General features: G+C 47.3%; 23 protein-coding genes. 3 read left to right on the top strand and 20 right to left on the bottom strand.

Annotated features, from left to right (window positions below):
- Nucleotides 1-12 precede the first annotated feature (12 nt).
- The 11 genes from smc to ACUC6J_RS09420 all read right to left on the bottom strand — a co-directional run bounded on the left by smc (nt 13) and on the right by ACUC6J_RS09420 (nt 11,916).
- Complete coding sequence (gene smc, locus ACUC6J_RS09470; RefSeq protein WP_447250106.1) at nt 13-3,582, bottom strand: chromosome segregation protein SMC; 3,570 nt, start codon at nt 3,580-3,582, stop codon at nt 13-15.
- A gap of 256 nt (nt 3,583-3,838) precedes the next feature.
- On the bottom strand, nt 3,839-4,537 hold the full coding sequence (rnc, locus tag ACUC6J_RS09465) for a ribonuclease III (protein WP_013309856.1): 699 nt from the start codon (nt 4,535-4,537) through the stop codon (nt 3,839-3,841).
- A gap of 12 nt (nt 4,538-4,549) precedes the next feature.
- Complete coding sequence (fabF, locus tag ACUC6J_RS09460) at nt 4,550-5,788, bottom strand: beta-ketoacyl-ACP synthase II (protein WP_016819273.1); 1,239 nt, start codon at nt 5,786-5,788, stop codon at nt 4,550-4,552.
- Nucleotides 5,789-6,015: 227 nt separating this feature from the next.
- Complete coding sequence (locus ACUC6J_RS09455; protein ID WP_007429985.1) at nt 6,016-6,249, bottom strand: acyl carrier protein; 234 nt, start codon at nt 6,247-6,249, stop codon at nt 6,016-6,018.
- A gap of 109 nt (nt 6,250-6,358) precedes the next feature.
- Nucleotides 6,359-7,108, bottom strand: coding sequence for a 3-oxoacyl-[acyl-carrier-protein] reductase (gene fabG, locus ACUC6J_RS09450; RefSeq protein WP_039277108.1), 750 nt, complete (start codon nt 7,106-7,108; stop codon nt 6,359-6,361).
- Nucleotides 7,109-7,159: 51 nt separating this feature from the next.
- Nucleotides 7,160-8,101 carry an ACP S-malonyltransferase gene (fabD, locus tag ACUC6J_RS09445; protein WP_016819271.1) on the bottom strand — a complete coding sequence of 314 codons (942 nt, stop codon included), beginning with the start codon at nt 8,099-8,101 and terminating at the stop codon, nt 7,160-7,162.
- An 81-nt stretch (nt 8,102-8,182) separates the two neighbouring features.
- Nucleotides 8,183-9,172, bottom strand: coding sequence for a beta-ketoacyl-ACP synthase III (locus ACUC6J_RS09440; protein WP_017427907.1), 990 nt, complete (start codon nt 9,170-9,172; stop codon nt 8,183-8,185).
- Nucleotides 9,173-9,180: 8 nt separating this feature from the next.
- Nucleotides 9,181-10,173 carry a phosphate acyltransferase PlsX gene (plsX, locus tag ACUC6J_RS09435; protein WP_447250105.1) on the bottom strand — a complete coding sequence of 331 codons (993 nt, stop codon included), beginning with the start codon at nt 10,171-10,173 and terminating at the stop codon, nt 9,181-9,183.
- Nucleotides 10,157-10,753, bottom strand: a complete 597-nt coding sequence (gene fapR / locus ACUC6J_RS09430) for a transcription factor FapR (RefSeq protein ID WP_014599659.1) — start codon at nt 10,751-10,753, stop codon at nt 10,157-10,159. The genes plsX and fapR overlap by 17 nt, the downstream gene beginning before the upstream one ends.
- Nucleotides 10,754-11,030: 277 nt before the next feature.
- Complete coding sequence (gene rpmF, locus ACUC6J_RS09425) at nt 11,031-11,204, bottom strand: 50S ribosomal protein L32 (protein WP_013370634.1); 174 nt, start codon at nt 11,202-11,204, stop codon at nt 11,031-11,033.
- 190 nt (nt 11,205-11,394) lie between these two features.
- Nucleotides 11,395-11,916: a YceD family protein gene (locus ACUC6J_RS09420; RefSeq protein WP_017427905.1), complete on the bottom strand. Its 522-nt coding sequence runs from the start codon at nt 11,914-11,916 to the stop codon at nt 11,395-11,397.
- 354 nt (nt 11,917-12,270) lie between these two features.
- Here ACUC6J_RS09420 and ACUC6J_RS09415 point away from each other — a divergent pair, with 354 nt between their 5' ends.
- Nucleotides 12,271-13,506: a nucleotidyltransferase gene (locus tag ACUC6J_RS09415; RefSeq protein ID WP_090887238.1), complete on the top strand. Its 1,236-nt coding sequence runs from the start codon at nt 12,271-12,273 to the stop codon at nt 13,504-13,506.
- Here the strand turns inward: ACUC6J_RS09415 and ACUC6J_RS09410 are convergent.
- Complete coding sequence (locus ACUC6J_RS09410; RefSeq protein ID WP_039277102.1) at nt 13,496-14,527, bottom strand: SepM family pheromone-processing serine protease; 1,032 nt, start codon at nt 14,525-14,527, stop codon at nt 13,496-13,498. The genes ACUC6J_RS09415 and ACUC6J_RS09410 overlap by 11 nt on opposite strands.
- A gap of 196 nt (nt 14,528-14,723) precedes the next feature.
- Between ACUC6J_RS09410 and ACUC6J_RS09405 the strand changes: the two genes are divergently transcribed.
- Entirely contained in the window at nt 14,724-16,007 is a 1,284-nt protein-coding gene (locus ACUC6J_RS09405) for a nucleoside recognition domain-containing protein (protein WP_016819265.1), read from the top strand.
- Here the strand turns inward: ACUC6J_RS09405 and coaD are convergent.
- The 8 genes from coaD to ACUC6J_RS09365 form a co-directional block, all read right to left on the bottom strand.
- Nucleotides 15,970-16,491, bottom strand: coding sequence for a pantetheine-phosphate adenylyltransferase (coaD, locus tag ACUC6J_RS09400; RefSeq protein ID WP_016819264.1), 522 nt, complete (start codon nt 16,489-16,491; stop codon nt 15,970-15,972). The two genes, ACUC6J_RS09405 and coaD, sit on opposite strands and share 38 nt — an antisense overlap.
- Nucleotides 16,484-17,122, bottom strand: coding sequence for a 16S rRNA (guanine(966)-N(2))-methyltransferase RsmD (gene rsmD, locus ACUC6J_RS09395; protein WP_016819263.1), 639 nt, complete (start codon nt 17,120-17,122; stop codon nt 16,484-16,486). The genes coaD and rsmD overlap by 8 nt, the downstream gene beginning before the upstream one ends.
- 316 nt (nt 17,123-17,438) lie before the next feature.
- Nucleotides 17,439-17,561, bottom strand: coding sequence for a cyclic lactone autoinducer peptide (locus ACUC6J_RS09390; protein WP_013370626.1), 123 nt, complete (start codon nt 17,559-17,561; stop codon nt 17,439-17,441).
- 5 nt (nt 17,562-17,566) lie between these two features.
- Complete coding sequence (locus ACUC6J_RS09385) at nt 17,567-18,082, bottom strand: accessory gene regulator ArgB-like protein (RefSeq protein ID WP_447250104.1); 516 nt, start codon at nt 18,080-18,082, stop codon at nt 17,567-17,569.
- Nucleotides 18,075-18,707 carry a hypothetical protein gene (locus ACUC6J_RS09380; RefSeq protein ID WP_290403832.1) on the bottom strand — a complete coding sequence of 211 codons (633 nt, stop codon included), beginning with the start codon at nt 18,705-18,707 and terminating at the stop codon, nt 18,075-18,077. Before ACUC6J_RS09380 ends, ACUC6J_RS09385 begins: the two co-directional genes overlap by 8 nt.
- 170 nt (nt 18,708-18,877) lie before the next feature.
- On the bottom strand, nt 18,878-19,996 hold the full coding sequence (locus ACUC6J_RS09375; RefSeq protein ID WP_447250103.1) for an acyltransferase family protein: 1,119 nt from the start codon (nt 19,994-19,996) through the stop codon (nt 18,878-18,880).
- Between the two features lie 164 nt (nt 19,997-20,160).
- Nucleotides 20,161-21,978 carry an APC family permease gene (locus tag ACUC6J_RS09370; protein ID WP_013370622.1) on the bottom strand — a complete coding sequence of 606 codons (1,818 nt, stop codon included), beginning with the start codon at nt 21,976-21,978 and terminating at the stop codon, nt 20,161-20,163.
- A 193-nt stretch (nt 21,979-22,171) separates the two neighbouring features.
- Nucleotides 22,172-23,008 (bottom strand): AraC family transcriptional regulator, encoded by an 837-nt coding sequence (locus ACUC6J_RS09365; protein WP_019686969.1) that lies wholly within the window; start codon nt 23,006-23,008, stop codon nt 22,172-22,174.
- Nucleotides 23,009-23,145: 137 nt separating this feature from the next.
- Between ACUC6J_RS09365 and ACUC6J_RS09360 the strand changes: the two genes are divergently transcribed.
- Nucleotides 23,146-25,173 (top strand): beta-galactosidase, encoded by a 2,028-nt coding sequence (locus ACUC6J_RS09360; protein WP_447250102.1) that lies wholly within the window; start codon nt 23,146-23,148, stop codon nt 25,171-25,173.
- Nucleotides 25,174-25,199: the final 26 nt, after the last annotated feature.

Raw genomic sequence — 25,199 nt, 5'->3', positions numbered from 1 at the left:
TGTTATTTGATGTCAGGCAATCTCAGCTTCATCGTTGTCCAGCTTGACAGATACGAGTTTAGAAACCCCGCCTTCTTCCATTGTCACCCCGTACAGCACATCGGATTCTTCCATGGTGCCCTTACGGTGTGTAACTACGATAAACTGTGTCTGCTCTGAGAATTCCCGTAAATACTGAGCAAAACGCACCACATTTGCTTCGTCTAATGCTGCCTCTACTTCATCAAGTACACAGAATGGAACAGGTTTAACGTGTAAAATGGCAAATAATAAAGCCATTGCTGTTAGAGCCCGTTCACCGCCTGACAACAACTGCAGGTTTTGAAGTTTTTTGCCTGGAGGCTGAGCTACAATGTCAATACCCGTCTCCAGCAATCGTTCTGGATCAAGCAACACAAGGTCTGCACGTCCGCCTCCGAATAGCTTGGAAAAAACCGTTCCAAATTCACGACGAATCGCATCGAACGTGGTCTTGAAGCGCTTGGACATCTCATCATCCATTTCACGAATAACCTGGTAGAGCGTTGTCTTGGCCTCTACCAAATCAGACTTTTGCTCATCCAGAAACGTATAACGCTCGTGTACACGCTGGTATTCCTCAATAGCACCCAGATTGACCTCACCCAGCGCAGAGATCCCGCGTTTGAGCCTTTCCACCTCACTCTGCGTACCTTCAATATCTTCCGGTATAGGGTAACGCTGCTTGGCCAGCTCATAGCTGAGTTCATAATCATCACTTAATTTTTTCAAAACATTTTCCAGTTCCACGTCAAGTCGGTTTACTCCAATTTCTGTTTGGCGAAGCAGTTCCTCCACCGACTTAAGCTGAATTCGCTGTTCTTTTGTATCATTCTCAGCAGCTTCCAGTTTTTTGGATAAGCTGCTACGTGCAGCCCGTTTGAACTCCAATTGCTCTGCAGCTTCTTCCTTTTTCAAACGGTATTGATTGAGATTTTCAATCTGTTTTACGGTCTCCTGCTCATTGGTGAGCAAATCCGCTTCAATGGAAGCAAGCAAGGTCTTGTTTTGTCTTGAATCCTTACCAAGGGTATCATAATCCCCACGCAATCTGCGAATCTGCTCTTCCAATGAAAAACGCTCTTGGTCCAGCTTGCCTTCTCTTACCTTGAGATTCGTAAGCTCTCCCTGCAGCTGCTCTTTGGCTGATTCATTCGCTTTACGCGCAAATTCGGCAGCGTGAATGGCCTGATGCGTTTTCTTCTCTTCTTCCTCCAGCGCAGCCAACTTTACCAGTGCTTCTGCACGGGAAGCTTCCAGCTCCTTGATTTCCTGGTCAAAGCCCTTTTTCTCCTGACCAGACGCAGCTACCTGCTCCAGTACATGACGAAGTTCATGCTCGAGTTGTTTGAGCTCCATTGCCATCTGCTGCTCTTCGGTCCGCTTCACATCGCCACCCTGGCGCAGTTCGTCCAGACGGGTCTGCGTCTCCTCCAACTGCCGTTTGGTATCTATTGCACTCTGACGCAATCTTGCAATTTGCTGTTCCGTATCTAGAATGTCTTGATCTAACTGATCCAGCTGACGTTTACGGCCTAGCAGATTAGCATTTTTCTTGAACTGGCTCCCCCCAGTCATGGAACCACCTGCATTGACAACATCGCCTTCCAGCGTGACAACACGATATCTATATTGGCAACGGGCCGCAATGCGATTGGCATCTTCCAACGTACGAGCAATGACCACATTCCCCAAGAGACTGCCTACGATTCCGGCATATCGATCATCGTACTGAATAAGATCTGCACCGATCCCGACAAAGCCTTCTGCGCTTTCCACAATCTGGCGTTCCCCCGCACCGATCTGACGCGGACGGATAACATCCATAGGCAAGAATGTCGCTCTGCCCAGTTGACGTTGCTTTAGAAAACTGATCGCCTGTCTGGATACCGATTCATTTTCCATCACAATATGCTGAACTGAAGCACCCAAAGCAGTTTCCATCGCCTGCTCTAAATGCTCAGGTACTCGAATGAGCTCCGCTACCGCTCCATGCACACCGTGCAAAGTTCCCTTGCGTGAAGCCTTTAGCACCTCTTTAACTCCGAGCATGAAGCCGTCAAAGTCATCCTGCATTTCTTTCATTGTATCTCGTCGTGAAATTTGGGCCTCTCGTTTTTGTTCCCATTTACGAACCGTACCCTGGTTTTCTTCCAGTAGTTTTTGCAGGGCCTGGTATTGTTCACTTCCCTGAATATAGCCACTGCGCAAACTGCTAATTTCCTGTCCCAGCTTCTGAATCGCTGCTTCCAATCCTTTTTTTCGCTGTTCAAGCTCAGCTTTCTGGGCTTCCCATTTGCCGGATTCATCACTCACGCGATTCACTCGGCGTTCCAACGCTTCCCTCTGTTGGTCGGTATAACGAATTTCGTTACGCGCCTGCGCCATCTGATTCATCAGCTCCAGCAGACCACCCTTAAGGCTCTCCTCTTGCTCCTGGCTGATTCCACCTGTGACGCCAATCAGTTTGGCTTCTTCGTCAGACAGTCGCGCACGCAACTCGTCCAACTCTACATTCAGCGCTGACAGCTTTTCATTTAGTTGATCCAGTTCGCTTTTGCGTTCGGAATGCCGTGATTCGCTTGTGCTGAGGGATAAGATCAATTGTTCCCGATTGGCCTCCAAATTGCGTGTGCGCTCTTTGAGCAATTCACCGTAGCCTTCACTTTTTTCCGTAGCTTCACTGTATTGCAGCAGATCCTTTTGCAGACGTTCTACTTGCTCTTCCAGTTGCCGTAATTCATTACGGTCGTTTTCCAGCATTGCATCGTGGCGGGACACCACTGTAGACAATTGAAGTTGCTCCTGTTGCAACAAAGCTAGTTTGGAAGTTGCTTCGCTCCATGAAGTGTGAATTTGTTCGATTTGATGGACGTACATCGAAATTTCTTTTGATTTTAATTCACTGCGCAGCTCTTTATAATGAATCGCCTTTTCAGACTGTTCCTTAAGAGGTCCAATCTGATCCTCCAGTTCACTGACCAAATCGTGAATACGCAGCAAATTTTGCTCTGTTTCATCCAGCTTACGAACCGCATCTTTTTTACGTGATTTATATTTTACAATACCCGAGGCTTCCTCAAAAATCCCCCGTCGATCCTCAGATCGGGTACTCAGAATTTCTTCAATACGTCCTTGCCCAATAATCGAATAAGCTTCTTTACCAATCCCTGTATCCATAAACAGCTCTGTAATATCTCGAAGTCTGCATGATTGACGATTAATGAAATATTCACTATCCCCACTCCGATGCACACGTCGCGTTACCGTCACTTCACCAAAATCCAGAGGCAACGCCTGATCTTCATTATCCAGCGTAAGCGATACTTCACCGTAATTAACAGCCTTACGAGCGTCACTACCTGCAAAGATAATATCCTCCATCTTGCCGCCACGCAGTGATTTGGCACTCTGTTCGCCCAGCACCCAACGAATTCCGTCGGAAATATTACTTTTCCCGCTCCCATTGGGTCCGACGACTGCCGTAATGCCGCGGACAAATTCCATTTCCGTTTTATCTGCAAACGATTTGAAGCCCGCCAGCTCAATGCGCTTTAAAAACATCCTCAATCTCACCTCTAACATTCAAATATGCTTGTACAACACCATTGACCTGATTGATATGAATTATCCCTATTGTAGCATAAGACTAATGTGGAAAAAGCACAGTATCGACGCTCACGTTATAGCAGTAAAGCCACGAAAAAAGAGCAAAACGCAGTCCATTCGCCATTACGGGCCGGGACTCCCCGCGGACTGCCCTTTGCTCTTACTTTGTGTCCTCTGCTTGCGTCCCCCGTTCGGGTCGCTCAGGTACCGATTACGATTCCGCCAGCTTCAAACGGTTTAAAGCAACTGCCGCCGCTTGCTGCTCAGCTTCTTTTTTAGAGCGTCCTGTACCTGCTCCCAGCCGTTCACTGTCCATATATACCTCGGCTACAAACTCGCGCTCATGGGCAGGTCCGCGTTCCTCGACAATTTTGTATTCAAGCATCCCCATGTTATGATGCTGTGTCAGTTCCTGAAGCTCTGTTTTGAAATCACTCATCTGAAGCTTACCGTTTAATACAATTTGAGGAAAAATATAACGTTCTAGAAACGACCGGACGGCTTCCAGACCCTGATCCAAATAAAGCGCGCCTACGAACGCCTCGAACACATCAGCCAACAGAGCAGGACGAGTACGTCCGCCTGTCAGCTCTTCACCTTTTCCAAGCAGTACATACTGCCCGAACTCAAGCCCGACAGCAAACTTCACCAAAGAAGGCTCACAGACAATAGCTGCACGCAACTTGGTTAGTTCGCCTTCGGGCCGGTTAGGGTACTGATTGTACAATTGCTCGGACACCGTCAGCTCCAGAACAGCGTCACCCAGAAATTCCAGACGCTCATTATCTGCATGCTGACTGAACCGATGTTCGTTTACGTAGGAAGCGTGCGTAAAGGCCTGCTTCAGAAGCTGCCGATTGTTGAATTGAATATGAAGTTTCTGCTGTAATTGCTTCAAGTCTCCACTCAACGAACTGACCCCTTACGCTTCATATTTTTTTAGAATAACCGTAGCATTGTGACCGCCAAAACCAAAGGAATTGGACATAACCACATTCAGTTCCGCTTTTCTTGGCTCATTAGGCACATAATCAAGATCACAAGCCGGGTCTTGATTATCCAAATTAATTGTTGGCGGAATCGTCTGATGTTGAAGCGCAAGACCACAGATTACAGCTTCAACACCTCCCGCTGCACCCAGTAGATGCCCTGTCATCGACTTGGTTGAGCTGATCGCTACCTTATAGGCATGCTCTCCAAGCGTTTTCTTGACTGCTTCTGTTTCCGACTTGTCACCAACCGGTGTAGATGTACCGTGTGCATTGATATAATCGATATCTTCAGGATTCAACCCAGCATCACGGATCGCCATTCTAATGCAGCGTGCTGCTCCCTCTGGATCCGGCTCTGTCATATGATGGGCATCACCAGAAAGACCGTAGCCAATCACTTCGCCGTAAATATGTGCACCACGCTTCAAGGCATGATCCAACGATTCCAGAATCAGAACACCAGAGCCTTCGCCCATAACAAACCCGTCTCTTTCGGTGTCAAATGGACGACTTGCCTTTTCCGGCTCATCGTTACGTGTGGACATCGCTCTCATGGAGCAAAATCCAGCAATACCAATCGGGCGAATCGTCGCTTCGGCACCACCGCAAATCATAGCGTCAGCGTCACCACGCTGAATCATGCGGAAGGAATCACCAATGGCATGACTACCTGTGGCACAAGCCGTAACTGGCGATGTATTGGGGCCCTTAGCACCGAGTGAAATCGAAACTTGACCGGAACCCATATTAGCAATCATCATCGGGATGAAGAAAGGGCTTACGCGTTTAGGTCCCTTTTCGATCAATGCATTGTGCTGATCTTCCCAAGTGCCCAATCCGCCAATGCCAGAACCGACAGATACACCAACACGCTCGGCATCCACATTTTCTCCGATTACGAGTTTACTGTCCTCAAGTGCCAATTTACTAGCAGCAACCGCAAACTGCACAAAGCGGTCCATTTTGCGTGCATCCTTACGATCGATATAATCCTCTGGATTAAAATCTTTAATGGAAGCGGCTATTTTTGTAGTGTACTCACTTGTATCGAAAGCTTCGATTTTACTGATACCAGATTTACCAGCCATCAGATTATCCCATAGTGTGTTCAAATCCTGTCCCAGCGAAGTGATTACACCCATTCCTGTTATGACAACACGTTGTTTCAAAGATAATCACCTCTATGTCTACTGCAAATTGTATTTTTAGATCGCACACGCTTGTGTACAAAAATAATATAGAATCAACTAAAGTTAGTAATGCCGCATTTTACTCAGCCGTTGACGAAGTGAAACTAAGCAAATTCAAAAACACACGACAATTCCGTCTTTAGTTCAATCTGTATAATTAGGAGAAAGTCCCGCCTGTAACAGAACGGGACTTTTGATGACATGAATTAGGTATGAGATTGTATGTACTTCACAACTTCACCTACAGTTGTAATTTTCTCTGCATCTTCATCAGAGATTTCCATATCAAACTCATCTTCCAATTCCATAACCAATTCAACTACATCGAGAGAATCAGCGCCTAAATCATCTTTAAAAGATGCTTCAAGTGTAACTTCGGCTTCGTCGGCTCCCAAACGGTCAACGACAATGCGTTTTACGCGCTCCAATACATCGGACATCCGGCTCACCTCCTCCTTATGGTATTATACGAAAATTACAATTAAAATGCCATAGAAGAGAGTTTTCATTAACTACTCTCCATCGGGGCATGCGGATTGGCAACATGAACTACATATACATGCCGCCATCCACATGCAAAGTCTGGCCCGTCATATATGAGGAAGCATCCGAGGCCAAAAATAGCACCACATCTGCAATTTCCTCAGGCCGTCCAAGACGGGCCAGCGGAATACCGCTAAGCATATTGTCACGCAAATCATCAGCCAGCACCTGCGTCATTTCAGTGTCAATGAATCCAGGAGCCACACAGTTGACTGTAATTCCTCTTGAGGCAAGCTCTCTAGCAGAGGATTTAGTAAGTCCAATCACTCCCGCTTTAGCAGCAACATAGTTGGCTTGTCCTGCGTTACCAAGCACACCAACAACGGAAGAGATATTGATAATTCGGCCGGAACGCTGCTTCATCATTGGACGTGTCGCCGCTTTGAGACAATTAAACACACCCTTGAGATTCGTTTCGATCACCTGATCGAATTCCTCTTCTTTCATCCGCATGATTAAATTATCTCTTGTTATGCCAGCATTATTCACCAGGATATCAATCTTGCCCCAAGCGCCGACCACATCCTTGATCAACTGATCAGCTTCTTCAGCACGTCCCACATTAGCCTGAACTGTAATAGCTTCCACACCTTTGGCACGAATCAGCTCTGCTACCTCAGTCGCAGCCGCTTCACTACCAGCATAGTTTACTGCAACATTAGCGCCTGCTTCAGCCAGCGCCAGTGCGATACTACGGCCAATTCCGCGCGATGCTCCCGTAACCAGCGCTATTTTTCCACTTAATGCCTTAGACATCATTATCCTCCCTTGCAAGTATTTAACCCGTAAAGGTAATCATTAATACTTTTAACGGGCCTCTAGGGCTTCTGTTATAGAAGCAAACGACTCCAGGCTACTCATGTTATACAGCTTAACCGTTTTGTCAATCTTTTTAACCAGTCCGGTCAAAACACTTCCCGGTCCGAACTCAACAAAGGTGTCCACCCCTTGTTCCAGCAGCCATGCTACGCTGTCTTCCCATAGTACCGGGGAATAGACCTGTTCCACCAACAGTTGGCGAATTTCACTTCCCTCACGTACAGGTTTTGCTGTCACATTGGTCACAACCGGAATCTGGGCTTCGGCAAATTTCACAGTCTCCAATTTATCGGAGAGCTTATCTGCCGCTTCCTTCATCAATGACGAGTGAAAAGGTCCGCTGACCTCCAAAGTAATAGCACGCTTGCCGCCTGCTTCCTTCACACGTTCAGCGACGGCAGCTACGCCCGCCTGTGTACCGGATACAACAATTTGTCCGGGACAGTTGATGTTAGCCAGTTCTACCAGTTGACCAGATTCTGTGATATCACGGCACAATGCCGCCAATGCTTCACGATCAGCGCCCAGCACAGCAGCCATCCCGCCTTGTCCATCAGGAATGGCCTGCTCCATAAACTGACCACGTGCACGAACAGTCTCAACTGCATCCTCAAATGTGAGAACACCGGAAGCCACTAGCGCACTGTACTCTCCTAGACTGTGCCCAGCCACATAATCAGGGCGGATGCCCTTTTCCTTGAACGCTTCATACAACGCAATACTCGCCGTTAACAGCGCAGGCTGCGTATTGGATGTTTGCTTCAAGGCTGTGTCAGGCCCTTCAAAGATCAGTGTGCTTAGCGCGAACCCCAAACGTTCGTCCGCTTTACGGAATACTTCTGTTGCAGCCGGAACTGCTTCATAAGCATCTTTAGCCATACCTACAGCTTGTGAACCCTGACCGGGAAATATAAATGCCGTTTTGCCCATCGTGCATGCACCTCTCTGTATCCAATGCTTCTTCTGTAAAACACCAGACAAATTCAATATTATATCAAATCTTCCACTTAATTACCAGATAAGAACCGACGCACCCCAAGTCAAACCGCCACCAAAGCCCACCATTAGTATACGGTCGCCTTCCTTCATGCGGCCTTCCTCAGCTGCTTCCACAAGAGCAAGAGGAATGGATGCTGCGGATGTATTCGCATATTTATTAACATTAATAACTACCTTTTCCTCTGGCAAATCCAAACGTTGCATTGCTGATTGGATGATTCGGATATTGGCTTGATGCGGAACGAACAGATCGATGTCATCTTTGGACAACCCAGCTTTTTCCAACACATCAACCGTTGCTGTTCCCATAACGCGAACCGCGAACTTGAACACTTCGCGTCCATTCATGTAAATATAGTGCTGTTTATTTTCCAGTGTGTCTGCACTCGCAGGCAAACGTGAGCCCCCAGCTTCCAACTTGAGCAAGGTGCCTCCAGCGCCTTCAGCCCCCAGATCAAAGGATTGGAATCCTCTACCTTCAGGTACTTCACCAATCACTACAGCTCCTGCTCCATCTCCGAAAAGAACGCAGGTGTTGCGGTCAGTATAATCTGTAATCCGGGAAAGGCAGTCTGCACCAATGATTAATGCATTGTTATAAATACCTGTCTTAATGAAACTCGTTGCCGTAGCCAGCCCGTACACAAAACCCGAGCATGCAGCAGACAAATCGAAGGCCGCTGCGCCTTTGGCCCCCAACTTGTCCTGAAGAATGCAAGCAGTTGACGGAAACGCCATATCTGGTGTAACCGTAGCTACTATAATCAGGTCCAGATCTTGTGCCGTCATACCCGCAGACTCCAACGCCTTAACTGCTGCTTCATAAGCCAAATCAGATGTAGCCTGCTCTGGAGCAGCAATATGGCGCTCCTGGATCCCTGTACGGCTAACAATCCACTCATCACTTGTTTCAACGATTTCTTCCAAATCTTTATTGGTCAGAATTTTCTCAGGTACGTATTTCCCTGTTCCGATAACACCAACCGGCCGTAATTTATTCATATCGTCACTCACTTCCTGCTGATTTCCTTGGATATACTTTCCACCAACCGGTTCTGCAAGGCCGTACGAGCCTGCCTTACCGCATTTTTGACGGCAATGCCATCAGACGAACCGTGACTTTTTAAGACGAGTCCGCTCAACCCCAACAAAGGAGCCCCGCCGTGCTCTTTATAATCGAGTTTCCCTTTCAGCCCCCGAAGTTCAGGCATAATCAAGGCTGCCGCAAGCTTGGTCTTTAAGGATTTGGTGAACTGCTCTTTAAGGAGAGAAAATATCGCTCCGGCTGTTCCCTCTAGCGATTTTAGCATAATGTTTCCGGCGAATCCGTCGCACACCAGTACATCACAATTTCCGGTTAACACATCTCTGGATTCAACATTCCCCACAAAATTGACAGGTAACTGCTCGATAAGAGGATACGCCAACTTTGTTAGTTCATTGCCTTTCCCTGTTTCAGTCCCAACATTCAGCAGACCTACCCTTGGAGAAGCCACTCCGTGAACTTTCTGACGGTACAAGCTCCCCATCAGTGCGTACTGGGCAAGATGTTCAGGCTTAGCATCCATATTGGCCCCCAAGTCCAGCGCCAGAATACCTTGATCATCAATCGTCGGTATCATCGGCGCAAGAGCAGGACGCTCAATGCCCTCCATTCTTCCAACCACTAGCAATCCTGTAGTCATCAGAGCGCCTGTATTACCTGCGGATATCATGGCATCCGCTTCGCCTTCTCTAACCATTCGACCCGCTACGACCATGGAGGCATCCTTTTTACGCCGCACTGCCTTTACAGGTTCGTCCTGTGCATCTATCGTTTCGGACGCATGGCGAATGGTGAGGTTCGTCGGCAGCGCCCTCCCGTTCAAAACCGCTTCAATCCGTTCCCGGTCACCAACCAGCGTAATGTCTGTATCCTTCCATTCCGCCGCCGCAGATAACGCGCCCTCTACTGTCGCCTCAGGAGCATTATCTCCTCCCATGGCATCAATGGCGATCCGCATGCTGACTTCCTCCTTCGCTATACTCTTCCTCCGTGGAGCGATAAATGACAAAGTTGCCTTGGAATACCATTTCTTCTCCTACGTAAGCAAACACTTCCACTTTGGCCTTCCCTTTTTGTTCTGGATTTGAGCGTACATATGCCTTGGCAATACATTTTTCACCCAAATGAACCGGACGAACAAAGCGAATATCCGCTGAAGCGGTCAATGCTATCTCATCGTTAATTACGGCAACGGCCAATGAATTGGCCTGTGCAAACACATAATGTCCTCGCGCAATGCCTGTACGTGAAAAAGTATGTTCCTCTTTGATTTCAAAAATCGAAATACCACTTCGATCCAACTGGAGATCAACGATGTCCCCAATTACTTCATGTAAAGGCAAGGAACGAACCTGATCGTAGGAGCGCTCAGCCATCAGCTTTAGCCGCTCCCGTAATTCTGGGATTCCCAGTTCCATCCGGTCCAGCCGAATGGTCTGAATGCTTACCTTCAGCTGTCTTGTCAATTCCTGATCCGTCACGAACGGATTATCGTCAATTAATTGAGTCAGCCGTTGCTGTCTCTGTCTCTTCGGCAAACGTTCGATATCAGTGACGCCTCCTTTCCCTACAGTAAACTGCCGTTCAGCCGACAGTTCAGGTTACTTCACGTTCTAACGGCTAAACTTCAAGCCGGTTTGTCTTCTTGTATGTATAAAGGAACCCCTTAGGCCCTTCTTTCTTAGAACCTGGTACTAAAACAGTATATAGCATGCTGACGCAAAAAGAAAGCATGCTGATAAAAAAAAGTAGCGCCTCACTGTAGTGAAGCGCTACTTTCTCTGCGAATATTCCAAAGAATCCGCTTATCGGACATTATTGAGAGATGATCTCTCTAGCTTTGTACGTTCCGCAAACTTTGCACACATGGTGAGCAAGTTTCAATTCGCCGCATTCGGAGCATTTCACCATACCTGGTACTTCCAGTTTAAAGTGAGTACGACGTTTGTCGCGACGAGTTTTGGATGTTCTCCGTTGAGGTACTGCCATTATTCCCACCTCCTTAAACAGATCAACCCCGCATGACGGGTATGACTTCTTATCTCATTCAAGACCGAAAGAAAATGCCAAAAGACAATGATCTTACAGCCGGTGAATCAAGCCTGCAACATCCACGTATCGGTTCAATAACTTCCCGGCACAAGCGGATGATGATTTTTTTCAGAATTGAACTCAATTCTCATTTAAAAAAATCCTTAAGCCCTGCCAGACGCGGATCAATCTTTTCCGTATCACTATCGTTACTGTCGTCGGAGCCAAGGCTCCAGTCTTGTCCGGCCGCTGGCGCGATCCCCTGACAATCCTCACTGCATATAGGCGCAAACGGCACATGCAGTACAAACAGTTCTTCACAATACGGTGCAATGTCGAAGGAATCCTCCGTCACTGCGATAAAATCGCCATCTTCATCCTCCTCTTCAACATTTGAAGATGAGGTTTGCTTAAACCGCTCACGAAATTCAATATTCAAATCCTCGTGCATCGGGCTCAAACAGCGGGAGCAAAGCATGTCCAGACCTGCGGTCAACGTGCCTTCCACACTCATCGAGCCTTGACCCAGACTAACGGCGACCAAGTCGGTCTCCAGCGGGGAAACGGCTGTAACATCAGCACGATCATCCACCAATTCACTCACATTAAGAGATTCACGGATAGGAAAGGGACCGTCACTTGTTGCTACTTTGCGAAAAAATAGTTGCATCACTATCACTCCAAACAAACAAAAATTATTATACCGACTGATCGAGTCGTTTGTCAACACCTTTCACTTTACACCACTTACAAATCCATCGATTTTCCAATGGTTCGGCAAGATCTATGCGGATGCAAAAATGTGTTGTATTTATCATGTACCTGTGAGTATTCGTACCCCCGCCACTCTTCGTGTACAATAATGCGAGTATAAAGCTTTTTGCTCCAGGTCTCAATGGTCTTGTTCAAGTGCATGATGAAATATCAGATAGCTGCCCTGAAAACATGCATTCGCTAGTAGTAAACCACTCATTCAAAATAGTTATCAAATAAGCTACTTCAAGAAAGGAGCCGACATACAGTCTTGAAAACACTCGGTATCATTGTAGAGTATAATCCCCTGCATAACGGACATGTCCATCACTGGAAGGAGTCTCTTCGTATCACTGGTGCACAGCGAACGGTGGCTGTGATGAGCGGTCCCTTCCTTCAACGAGGCGAACCCGCGATTACAGACAAATGGTCACGCACCGAAATGGCACTTGCTATGGGCGTAGACCTGATTCTGGAGCTGCCTGTGGCCTATGCTGTCCAGCCCGCAGAATGGTTTGCCCGCGGCGCGGTGACCCTGCTCTGCGCGACGGGCATCGTCGACGCGCTCTGCTTCGGCAGCGAGAGCGGAGATATCGCCCCGCTGCACACGCTGGCCCGCGTGCTGGCGGCAGAGCCTGCCGAACTCAAGGCCGGCATCGCCCAGCGCCTGAGCAAGGGCGCGAGCTATCCCGCCGCCTACGCAGGAGCCGCAGCCGCGCTGGCAGCCGAAGGAGCGGACGGTGCTGCGCTCGCCGCTCTCATGCAGCAGCCCAACAATACGCTCGGGCTGCATTACTTGATTGCGCTGGAACGGCTGGGCAGCACAATCAAGCCCTTTACGGTGGCCCGCACGGGATCGGGATACCATGAGACGGTGGCGCCTGCGGACGGAGTCATCGCCAGCGCCACGGCCATCCGCCGTCTGCTGCTGGACGGCGGGCCGGAGGCCGCGTCGCCGTACGTACCTGCGGCGACCCTGGAGATTTTGCAGCGCGAGTGGCAAGAAGAACGTGCCCCGCTGCATTGGGAAGCGTTCTGCCAGCCGTTGCTGAACGCCCTGATCACGCGTAGCCCGCAGCAGCTGGCGGAGCTGCACGAGGTCACCGAAGGGCTGGAGCATCGCCTACAGCAATCGCTGTACACGCTGCCTCATCCCTCTATGGAGGCCCTGTTTGCCGCTGTCAAGACAAAGCGCTATACTCGTACAAAGCTTCAGCGGATGTGTACACATATTTTACTGAATCATGCCAAAGCTGATATGACTCCCACTGAGCTGGCGAAAGGTCCCGGCTATATCCGCGTGCTCGGCTTTAATAGGGCTGGACGCGAGCTGCTGGCGCGAATGAAAGACACCGCCACCCTGCCAGTATGGGTCAAGCCGTCTGCCGGATCACATGCCCATCTGGACTGGGATACTGCCGCAGCCGCCATACATGCAGCCGGGATGCCGCGTCCCGCCATACGTGACATGTATGCTGATTACTTGCGACCGCCCCTTATGGTTTAATAGGCAGCTTTTCCATATAATTCAGCGCATCGCCAAGCTTGCGAACCGGGACAAGCTTCATCTGGGTTCCGATTTGCTCTGCTTTGGCTTTGGCCTCTTTATAATTATCCGCCGGGACGAAAAACAATTCCGCACCCTGACGGTCAGCAGCGACGATTTTATACTTGGCGCCACCAATCGCTCCAACCTGACCATCCTTATCAATAGTACCCGTACCGGCTACACGATATCCCTTACTTAAGTCACCTGGCGTCAACTGGTTATAGATTTCCATAGTAAACATCAAACCTGCCGAAGGTCCGCCGACATCCGTGGATGTAAAATGAATCGTTTTACGTCCATCCTTTGGCTCTACCTTCTGTACTGTAGCAATACTGACACCAAACCCGGAACGTTGTTTTCTCGTCTCACTGTCCGTGATGGTTGTTAATGGAGCTTGCACTGCCAGCAACTTTCCATCGCGCTTTAGCTTCACTTTAGCCAGCGTTCCGGGTTTCTCATCCTCCAATGCCTTCCGAATGGAATGATTATCAGTTACCCTCGTACCGTTTAACTCTAATATTTCATCTCCGGGCTCAAACACGCTGTTCGGTCCCGGAACCTTAAATACATACACATAATTCGGCACAATGCGATAGGAAACATGGGCACGGGTATAGGCAGCCTCCATCGCGGAAGATTGGGAATCCCCCATATACCATACCTGCTCTGCTGCATATTCATCTTCACTTCTGCCATGCAGACGATCCTCTTTGCGCTGAATCTCCGAGTTGCTGTCCAGTTTGGACATAGCTAGCATGATGACATTGGCATATCGCGCCGATACCGTCGTCATCATAAAACTCCCCCGTTCGTTGCTATCACCTTCCTGTACTTTAACCATCGGTTTGATCTCGTTTGCCCCACCTGGTCCATAGATCAGATAAGGGGTTGGCATATAAACCAGCACATAGACCATTGCAGCCAGCATTAAGACATAACCGGTTGTAAAAAAGGCTCTTTTCCGGTTAATTCGCATCATTGCTTCTCCCCCTTGCAGCCTAACTTCTCTTATCTTACCCAAGTGCCTCTGCACCACCTGTTCTCAAGCCTTTCAAAAAAGCATACATTGTTTACGACAACATGTACGAGCAACCTATATCCAGACAATGAAGGTGAATAACGCTGGAGACAGCATCCGACTCTCCTTAGTATATTTATGAGAGGTGAAATCTTTGATGCAAAAGGAAGCCCGCCCTGCTCCTTACTGGACAACCTTGCTGCTTGGCCTCGGAGCCATTTTGCTTGTAATGGCTATTGTTGCCTCACCAGAAGAAGTATTTCAAGCCTCTACCCAGGGACTTAAATTATGGTGGAGCATTATTTTCCCGGCCATGCTGCCTTTTTTGATGCTATCTGAAATGCTCATCGCCTTTGGTCTGGTACATGGTCTAGGTGTTCTGCTGGAGCCGTTCATGCGATCCTGGTTTCGGCTGCCGGGACGAAGCGGCTGGGTATTGGCCCTCGGTCTAACTGCGGGATTCCCGGCTGCTGCGGAAGCGGTACGCCAATGGGCACAACAGGAGGATATGACCGCGCTTCAGCTTCGACGTCTGACCGCTATCGCTCATTTCTGCAATCCGATTACGATCCTGCTCGTCATTGGCACAGGACTGCTGCACAATGCTGCTGTAGGTGGGCTGTTACTTGCCGTTCACTGGATTTCCGGGCTGCTGGCAGGTTGGATCACAGCCAGAATACCTGATTCGTCCAGAAAATCGAAAAAACGGGAAACGCCAGCTGCCATCCGGCGCGCTTCTGTTTCCCGCACTACCACCTCCCTGATCCGATCCGCATGGGAAGCTACCCGCTCTGCCAGAGAACGGGATGGCCGCAGCTTTGGAAAACTGTTAGGCGAAACCGTATCCCATGCTGTACAGATGCTGATGGTGACAGGTGGATTCATTATTTTCTTTTCCGTACTGATTCGGCTGCTGACCTTATACTCAGGTCAAGGAACGCTTTCTATGGTGTGGCCTGCCTGGATGGAAATCCATCTGGGTTCCTATGAAATCAGCCGCCTGCCCTACGATCTCCGTACACAAGCAGCGCTGATCAGTGCTGTGTTGGGCTGGGGCGGCTTGTGCGGCTGGCTTCAAATTACCGCCGTCACCAAACCTTCCGACAAGGGCATCACCTTCACCTTATCACGAGTGCTACATGGGATCATTGCTTTTGGACTAACCTTGGCGGCATGGACTCCGCTTAGCCACATTGTCAGTAATACAATTCCTGCTTACGTCAGCCGCAGTTCTGTATCTTCTTTTGCCGAAAGTGTAAATGATTCCGGATCGCAATCTGTCATGGCCGGAGCCAGCAGCTTATTAACACAAATAGTAGGAACATCCATGTACCCCTGGCAACTAACCGTACTGTCCGTTGTACTTCTGAGTACGATTATACTTGCTCTGCTCGCCGTTTCCTTTATGACTTCATGGTGGAGCCACCGCGATTCGCGCTAACCTTGGCACGCAGTGCGTCTTCCACCTCTGGTGACACCAGATCTACGACCTTGCCATCAAAATGCGCAATTTCCTTCACCATACTGGAACTCAGATATGAATAAGCCGGGTTGGTCATCATAAAGATCGTTTCCGCATCCGGGTTCAACTTATGATTTGTAGAGGCTAATTGGAGTTCATATTCAAAATCGGTCACTGACCGAATTCCTCTGACAATAACCTGAGCCCCTTTTTGGCGTACATAATTGGCTGTCAGATCACGGAAGCTGTCCACTTCAACGTTCGGAATATCGCGAGTTACCGTACGTAGCAGCTCCATTCGCTCCTCAAGTGAAAACAGCGGATTTTTACTAATATTGTTAAGAACCGCGACGATCAGTAAATCAAACTGTCGGGCCGCTCTTTGAATAATATCCTGATGCCCCATCGTCACGGGATCAAAGGTTCCCGGATATACGGCAATACGTGGTTTGTGCTCAATCATGATGGTCCTCCCCGTCTGATTCGGTGATGCCGAATTTGACCCCTTCGGCTTCTGTATGTTCTTCGGCGTCTGACAAAGCATCATCAAAGTGATAAATGGATAACGCTGTTTCACCATAGACCGCTTTTCTAACCTGTTCAAACGGTCCGAAACTTATCGGATACTCATGTCCCGATTCATACTCCAGCACGATGATTGCACCTGAACGAAGCAAGTCCAACTCGGCCATACGGCTCATCAATTCATCCCCGTGCTTGAGACGATAAGGCGGGTCCAGAAAAACAGCATCAAAAAGAGCTCCACGTTTTGCCAGCGCCTTAAGCGCTCGTCCGGCATCATTGCGGAACACTTCTGCCTTTCCTTCCAATCCAGTTTTTCGCAAATTTTCTTTAATGACATCAATGCTTTTGGATTCCATATCAATAAAAACTGCCTTGTCCATTCCCCGACTAAGCGCCTCTATACCCAGGCCGCCACTGCCAGCAAACAAATCAAGCGCGACTCCTCCATCAAAATAAGGACCTATCATGCTAAATAGCGCTTCCTTGACCTTATCCGTGGTCGGTCGCGTCCCGGTGCCGGGAACTGCCTTTAACGGCCTTCCTTTGGCACTACCCGATACCACTCTCACGCTGAAACTCACCTATTTTCTATATGTGTTCATAACCATATAAAGATTATGACGTTATCGTACCACATGCATCGCCGTTTGAAAAACTTAGTGATGAAGCAGGTATAAAAAACCATCTCCTGGGCATCCTTAGGATATCGGCATTCAACCAATGTCGTAGACAACCGCGGAGAAGACTTACGTTTCCCCATAAGCTCTTCGTCCGGTTTCTCCTCTCCCATTCGGGCGCTCTTTCGTAGAGCGCCTGTTTTTTTTGCATAAAAAGAAGCTGCTTCATAGCAGCTCTATGTATTATTTTTTCTATTCTGCATTTTGCTTATTTCAGCAGTTCCTCGGGTGTATCTCCTTGATAAACATACACATAACTTGCCACTGATACAGCAAAAGTCGCGAACATAGACAACGATGTGGCTAACCCGTATACTACTTTTTTCATCATTCCACTCACCTCCTTCCCCGGATTAATGTTAGGCTTTGAACCAAAAAAGCAACAGCCACTACAGAAGAACCTATTACAAAGTTAGTACATACAAGCAAGGAAGATAACAATCGCAAGAGGGGATAAAATCGCACTGAAATGCGCGACTGCTTTTCAATTCTGGACGGGGCAAAGCATAAAACAAGAATGAGAGCGATTCCGGTAAACAGGTTTGTCAACCCATTATTTAAGGAAATGCAAGATATGTATGTAAAAGCTACAGAGGTCACCAGCACACATGCCATACCCGTTTTCAAGTGAATACCACCAGATACTTGGCGCAGCAAGGCAAAAGCGACGAGAATCGTTACAGCTTCGACCATCCGCCCCGTGAAGAATGAGGCGAATAGTGTCAACACGATGATCATAGACGCATTCAGAATGAGAGCAAGTGCGTATTTAAGTACTGGGACGGAAGCCGGATGATCAGGCACAGTACGTTTAATCTGGTTAGCAAGTTTGAAAGCCATCGTTTCAATCATCTCGGTATTCCTTTCCGACTGCATAGTAGATAAAAAATCCCGATACCAGTGCAAAAAATATCATACTCAACCATACCTCGCTATAGTAAAGCACAATAGAGGTTGAAATGAGAGACAGAATGATCAGTGTGATGACAATGCCATATTCCTCTTTGAACTTAAGCTTTTTGAAATTTGGGGAAAAGCCGATCTCTTTTCGATACAATATAAATGAAATTAGTAGTCCTGTCGTTGCGCTAACCACTTGTAACAGATAGCCCTTCAAGGAACCGTTCTGCAGCTCAGCAACCGGCAGGTTACCGAACATAGCTTTCAGGAGTACCGACTGAATAACGGCATATGCAAAATAACCGGTAACTGTCATAATACCTGACCAAACAATCGGAATCTTCACCACTGTAGCAAGTAAAAAAATAAAAAGCAGCATATTAATGACAGGTACTAAATAGGAGAGTGAAAATTCCTCTCGGAGCAAATAGCTTTGCAGGTTCATAATCAGATTCACAAAAATAGCCTGCCATAGATAAGGAGTCATTCTAACTTTAAAGATACTGAGAATCAGCGCAAAAACAGCTACTCCTTCCAGTGTAGAGAAAAGCAAAAAGCCAAGTGGCTCCAAAAGCATACGTGCATCTCCTTTACAATTCCAACAAACCTCATCGGTGTATTCAAAAACTTGGATGTACATCGAATATAAAGGGCTGGGAGCTACTTTTCAAGAGGTCTTTTCAATAATTTCGTAGATTTATTCAAGCACTTCAACCAAATGTTATCTGATGCTGCTTCAAGTTGCAACTAGGCAACACTTTCTTTGACCGAATCTTCCTGCTCGCGTACAGATTTTATACGTGATATAAGCTTTTTCCCCAATCGGATGCCGGGCTGTTCTATCCACGTGTAGGTAAACCAGGAAAGTCCGACGGTGAATAGCAACGTCATGATGAACAGAAGTGAGAGGCTGACTAAGGGAGCAAACGGTAATTTAATCTGTACGATTAGTCCCAGGACCAGCATATGCGTCAAATACATGCTGTAGCTGAGGCGGCCGATCCATGACCACACGCGATTAAGTAGCCATTTCGGCTGCCAATGATACAAAGCATACGCCCCTAACAGCAAGCCAACACCTATGAGATAATCCGTCATACCTCCAAAAAACGCAAACAGCACAGTAACAAGCAGAAGCCCCCCACTGAGCGGGTCTACACTTTTCCAATGACGCTCGTCTTTCCAAATGAAAAACAACAATATCCCCAGCCCAAAGACAGGCAACTGATTCGGAAACCATAAATACAAATAATGCCCCCATAAAGATTGATCACTAATCAATGGATATTGAGCAAACACCGTATTTAACCCGAAGCTTGCCACAAGCACCATCACGACAAACCAAGTCGCATGGCGAACCGATTGAATCAACTTAAATAAGAGGGGGATAAATAGATAAAACATACATTCCACCGCAATGGACCATTCCACACCGATAATGCTGTTGATCCAATACGGATTGAGACCATTCAAAAACAGAGCATGGGCTGCAATATTAGTGACAGTAACTCCCTCCTGATCTCCAAGCCAAAATCGCGGACCTGTCCCATTTACAACTAAATAGATTCCTAACATTATGTAATACAAGGGTGCAATCCGAAAAAAACGACGCAACAGGTAGGCCACCATTCCTTCTCTCTTGTCACTCGAACGCCTGCTCAGAGATAGAAACAGCGTAAAAGCGCTAGCCATATAAAATAAAGCGACTCCTTTGGCTCCTATGCTCAAGCCTTTTTGCAACCAACCGTTTAATCCGTCCACATACTGACTGACATGCACAAGTAACACTCCGATAATCGCCAGCGCCCTTAGCGTATCTACAAATTGCAACTTATCTTGTTCCATCTTCCCCTTGTCTTCGGGCATCGTATCCCTCCATAACAATTCTTAATGATACGTTTTGTATCCATAATACACAAAATGTATCACCCAAGTAAATATCCCCATTATGTAAAAAAACACTCTCCGACCGCACCAAGATGCGGTCAAAAAGTGTTGATTTTATCATGCTAATGAGTATTAATATGGCTTTATTTGTTTAAATGAAAAGGTACGGTCGTTACGATGACGTCTTTGTAATTGATTAAATAAGCTCTCATCAGCAAACTGGTCTGATTGTGCAGTATATTTTCCCACCAGTGTTTAGTGATAAATTGTGGAATGAGAACTGTGATATGGTCCTCGTCTGCCTTTTTCCACTCTACTGTATCGATGAACTTGCGGAGCGGATTAATGATGCTGCGATAACGGGATCTCAGCACTACTAAACGTATACCTACATCCCACTCTTCCCACTTCTGTTCCATTTTTTGAATCGCTTCATCATCCACACCCACATATACAGCAACCACATTGTCCGACAATGTTTTGGCATAGCTGATGGTATTCATAACGACTCGTGTAATGCCTGCCACCGGAATAATAATCGTATTGCCCTTGACCATAGGTTTGTCCTTCGTGATATCAATGCGTAGTTGTTCAGCCGTATTTTTGTAATGTTTGTTGATCTTCATAAAGAAATACAGTACCAAAGGCAGGAAGATAAAGACTACCCACACCTGGCTAAACTTAGTGAAGATAAAGATGAGCGTAATCGACAGCGTGGTTAGCATCCCAACCGTATTAATAGCCAGCTTGACGACCCAGCCAGCAGGTTTGAGCCGAATCCATCGAATCATCATACCAAGCTGGGACAGGGTAAACGGGATAAATACCCCTACAGCATAAAGCGGAATGAGATTTTCGGTATTGCCACCAAAAACGATGACCAGCAATGCCGAGAAGATACTCAAAAACAGGATACCGTTAGAATAACCGAGTCGATCTCCACGAACCATAAACATATGCGGCATATATTTGTCCTTAGCGAGCATAAAAGCGAGCAACGGAAAGGCTGAATAGGCTGTGTTGGCCGCCAAAAACAAGATAAGCGCCGTCACACCTTGAATGATGTAGTACATCACACCGCGCCCAAAAGTGGCATTCGCAATTTGCGAAATGACTGTTTCTTGCGGATTAGGACGAACACCGTACCAATAAGCCAGCAAACTAATTCCGATAAACATACAGCCGAGAATCAAGCCCATCATCATCAATGTAGTTGCCGCATTTTTGGCAGCAGGCTTGCGGAAGTTCGGAATGGCATTGGAGACAGCTTCTACACCGGTTAGCGCCGAACAGCCCGAGCTGAATGCTTTCAGTAAGAGAAACAGACTGACGTTGGATACCGTAGCTCCAAATTGCGGCGCCGCCGCATGGGCTCCTCCTGCCAGATAGTGAATGATACCACTAATAATCAAAACAAAAATGGCAACAACAAATAAGTAAATCGGTATCGCCAGCACCGAGGCAGATTCCGTCACCCCGCGCAAATTCATAATAGTCAAAAAGATAATCATCACCAAAGCAATTGCGATCCGATGATCATGTAACGATGGGAACGCCGATGTAATGGCATCTGTACCTGCCGATGAGCTAACAGCTACCGTTAGAATATAATCGACCAGCAGAGAGCCGCCTGCAATCAGACTTGGACTCTTTCCCAAATTGTCCTGTGCGACAATGTAGGCTCCCCCACCACCAGGGTAGGAAAAAATGGTTTGTCTATACGACAGGATCAGGATGATAAGCAAACCCAACACCGCAATGGATATAGGGATGGAATACCATAGGGCAGCGAAGCCCGCTGTAATTAAAACCAGCAGAATTTGCTCCGTGCCGTAAGCTACAGAGGACAATGCATCTGAGGACAGAATGGCCAGTGCCTTGAGCTTATTCAGTTTCTCATCTTCAAGGGCCGTCGACTTTCGCGGACGACCGATTAATAACCTTTTGACTTTACTCAGCATTTCGTTGACTCCTTCTTTGGATGAGGGTTTTGCAAAAGAACTATGAATCGTATATTTATTATGTCACCTGCACATCAGATTGATGAAACAAATGAACTATTATTTTATACTCCCTCATCCAGAAAAAAACAATAAGGAATGCTCCCTAAAAAGAGCATTCCCGAGTAAGAAAGAGTATTTTGATAAAATACCCTTATGTATACAGTATTTTGAACCTTTCAGGCGTAATTCCTTCCGCTCGGCGGAATGTTGCCACAAAATGACTGACATCTCGGAAGCCTACGCGCTCCGAAATCTCCTTCACCGTTAATTGCGGATACTCCGTCATCATTTCCTTCGCCTTCCGCAACCGAATTACAATCAGATAAGCATACGAAGTCACACCGAACGCTTGCTTAAACAATGTATTTAAATGACGAGCGCTGACATTCATCATCACGGCCATATCCCTTAAACCCACATCTGGGCTGGCATAATTTTGCTCCATAAAGGTCAGTACAGGGGTTAAACGTTCCACATTATGAGAAAGGGAAGGCATCGAGCTATGTTGTCCATGTTTACGCAGCAGAGTCAGAAAACGGTACATATTGGCCGAAGCATCTAATCCAGACAAATCACGTTCACTAACCATAGAGTGTAGCATGTTTTCCCCAAAGCTGTGCAGCTCGCTATCCGGGTCCCAATGATACCCTCGCGTATGCTTCAATCCGAGTGCAGTCAATACAGCAGCGGCGATGGGTCCGTCAAATGTGATGTATAACGTTCGCCATACCTTGGTCGCCCGTCTGTATGCATGGGCTTCGCCTGGCAGCAGCAGGACCCCGGACTGCTCGCCCAAACGGAAGGTCCCCCCTTTATATGTAAACATCCCCTCACCAGACACCGTCTGAATCCAGTGAAAACATGGATAGCCCTCTGGACGGGACACATCCTCCTGTCTGCTATTAAATCCGATACTTTCAATAAAAAGAGGTAAAGAGTGCTCACGAGTAGTCAGGAAAAATCGCAAATGATGGGGAGTCAAAATCATAAAAAGCACCTCCGGCGTATGCGGTATTTATGTCTCATGTAGATCCATATTGTTATATACATGTTCATTTTATTATATTTAAAAGCATTAATTTGTATTATAAGATAGGATTATTCTTATATACAGAGGTGATTGGCATGATAAGCAGCAAACTTCCTAAAGTATTTTACGGTGGGGATTACAATCCTGAGCAATGGGATGAGGCCACGCATCAGGAGGATTTACGGATGTTCAGGCAGGCCGGCATTGATATCGCCACACTCAACGTTTTCTCATGGGCTAAAATTCAGTCTGATGAAATCACATATCATTTTGAGTGGCTAGATCAGCTAATTGATAATCTTTATGAAAGCGATATCTTCGTTTGTCTAGCTACTAGTACGGCAGCGCACCCTGCTTGGATGGCTACCCGTTATCCCGACATTCTTCGGGTCGATGCTGACGGGCGTAAGCGAAAATTCGGTGGGCGCCATAACTCTTGTCCAAACAGCCCAACCTATCGGAAATACGCGGAGCAGATGGCTGACCGACTTGCAGAGCGATACAAAGACCATCCCGCGATCCTCGTGTGGCATGTTTCCAATGAGTATGGCGGGGATTGCTATTGTGACAATTGTGCCGCAGCGTTCCGAGTGTGGCTCAAACAAAAATACGGATCACTGGAAGAGCTAAACCGGGTGTGGAATACTTCCTTCTGGGGTCACACCTTCTATGATTGGGATGAAATTGTACCTCCAAATAATCTAAGTGAACATTGGGGAGAAAATCACTCCACATTCCAGGGTATATCCCTCGATTATGCGCGCTTCAATTCAGACAGTATTCTGGATTGCTACCTGCTGGAATATAACGCGATTAAAAAACATATTCCCGATGCCGTGGTAACAACCAATCTGATGGGCTTTTTTAAGCAACTGGATTATTTTAAATGGGCTAAGCACATGGATATAGTATCTTGGGACAGTTATCCCGGAGCTAATACCCCGATAAGCTATACGGCGATGGCGCATGATCTGATGCGCGGCTTGAAGGATGGGCAGCCCTTTATGCTGATGGAGCAAACACCGAGCCAGCAGAATTGGCAGGCGTATAATTCACTTAAACGGCCTGGTGTTATGCGTTTATGGAGTTATCAGGCTGTAGCACATGGCGCGGATACGGTCATGTTTTTCCAGCTTCGCCGCTCGATCGGTGCTTGTGAGAAATTCCACGGGGCTGTAATTGAGCATGCCGGGCATGAGAACACACGTGTATTTCGCGAGGTGGCACAGCTTGGCAGCGAGCTTGGTGCTTTAGGCAACACGCTGCTTGACGCAACTGTTCATGCCAAAGTAGCTATTTTGTTTGATTGGGATAATTGGTGGGCTTTGGAAAAATCAAGCGGCCCTTCTGTCGCCTTGAAATACTTAGATCAGGTGCATAAGTATTATGCTACCTTCTTCCGGCGCAACGTACAGGTAGACATGATTTCTGTGGATACAGATTTCCAAAAATATGATCTCATTATCGCGCCTGTACTCTACATGGTCAAGCCGGGTACTGCTGAGAAGCTGGAACAATTCACAGAGCGTGGCGGCACCTTCCTAACAACCTTTTTCAGCGGCATTGTAAATGAAAACGATCTGGTCACAACCGGAGGATATCCTGGTAAGCTGCGTAATCTGCTCGGGATCTGGGTGGAGGAAATTGATGCGCCTCTGCCTGAATCACACAATCGCATTATATTGAAAGAAAAAGTGGGCGTATTAGAAGGTGAATATAAATGTGGGTTGCTCTGCGACTTGCTGCATAGCGAAGGAGCCGAGGTGCTGGCGGAATACGGCGATGATTTCTATCAGGGCATGCCAGTGCTGACACGCAATCGTTTTGGTGAAGGTGAGGCGTGGTACGTCGCTTCCGACCCTGAGGAACCTTTCCTTGATGGTCTGCTGGGCTACATTTGTGAGCAAAAAGGGATTTCATCCCTGCTGCGTGCTCCTGCGGGCATAGAAGCCACTATGCGGTCCAAAGATGGAAAGTCTTATCTATTTGTTCTGAACCATAATGCCCAGACACAGCAATATCATCTGGATGACCAAAAAGGAAAAGAGCTAATCAGTGGGAAATTCCTGGAAGGAGATATTTCTATTGAAGGCTATGGCTTTCAAGTACTGGAGCTATCCTAATGATTCAAATCTGACTTATACCATTC

The organism is Paenibacillus sp. JJ1683 (assembly GCF_053006485.1).
Note: the sequence above shows the minus strand (reverse complement) of the source record. Positions and strands in the feature narration are given on the sequence as shown.

Bases quoted from the DNA above. Each gene is read 5' to 3' on its own strand.
- ACUC6J_RS09410 (WP_039277102.1), bottom strand. From the start codon at position 14,527: ATGATGCGAATTAACCGGAAAAGAGCCTTTTTTACAACCGGTTATGTC.
- smc (WP_447250106.1), bottom strand. From the start codon at position 3,582: ATGTTTTTAAAGCGCATTGAGCTGGCGGGCTTCAAATCGTTTGCAGAT.
- ACUC6J_RS09375 (WP_447250103.1), bottom strand. From the start codon at position 19,996: ATGCCCGAAGACAAGGGGAAGATGGAACAAGATAAGTTGCAATTTGTA.
- ACUC6J_RS09370 (WP_013370622.1), bottom strand. From the start codon at position 21,978: ATGCTGAGTAAAGTCAAAAGGTTATTAATCGGTCGTCCGCGAAAGTCG.
- ACUC6J_RS09385 (WP_447250104.1), bottom strand. From the start codon at position 18,082: ATGATTGAAACGATGGCTTTCAAACTTGCTAACCAGATTAAACGTACT.
- rpmF (WP_013370634.1), bottom strand. From the start codon at position 11,204: ATGGCAGTACCTCAACGGAGAACATCCAAAACTCGTCGCGACAAACGT.
- ACUC6J_RS09420 (WP_017427905.1), bottom strand. From the start codon at position 11,916: ATGCAACTATTTTTTCGCAAAGTAGCAACAAGTGACGGTCCCTTTCCT.
- ACUC6J_RS09405 (WP_016819265.1), top strand. From the start codon at position 14,724: ATGCAAAAGGAAGCCCGCCCTGCTCCTTACTGGACAACCTTGCTGCTT.
- coaD (WP_016819264.1), bottom strand. From the start codon at position 16,491: ATGATTGAGCACAAACCACGTATTGCCGTATATCCGGGAACCTTTGAT.
- ACUC6J_RS09360 (WP_447250102.1), top strand. From the start codon at position 23,146: ATGATAAGCAGCAAACTTCCTAAAGTATTTTACGGTGGGGATTACAAT.
- ACUC6J_RS09380 (WP_290403832.1), bottom strand. From the start codon at position 18,707: ATGCTTTTGGAGCCACTTGGCTTTTTGCTTTTCTCTACACTGGAAGGA.
- ACUC6J_RS09440 (WP_017427907.1), bottom strand. From the start codon at position 9,172: ATGAATAAATTACGGCCGGTTGGTGTTATCGGAACAGGGAAATACGTA.
- fabD (WP_016819271.1), bottom strand. From the start codon at position 8,101: ATGGGCAAAACGGCATTTATATTTCCCGGTCAGGGTTCACAAGCTGTA.
- ACUC6J_RS09455 (WP_007429985.1), bottom strand. From the start codon at position 6,249: ATGTCCGATGTATTGGAGCGCGTAAAACGCATTGTCGTTGACCGTTTG.
- plsX (WP_447250105.1), bottom strand. From the start codon at position 10,173: ATGCGGATCGCCATTGATGCCATGGGAGGAGATAATGCTCCTGAGGCG.
- ACUC6J_RS09390 (WP_013370626.1), bottom strand. From the start codon at position 17,561: ATGATGAAAAAAGTAGTATACGGGTTAGCCACATCGTTGTCTATGTTC.
- ACUC6J_RS09365 (WP_019686969.1), bottom strand. From the start codon at position 23,008: ATGATTTTGACTCCCCATCATTTGCGATTTTTCCTGACTACTCGTGAG.
- fabG (WP_039277108.1), bottom strand. From the start codon at position 7,108: ATGTCTAAGGCATTAAGTGGAAAAATAGCGCTGGTTACGGGAGCATCG.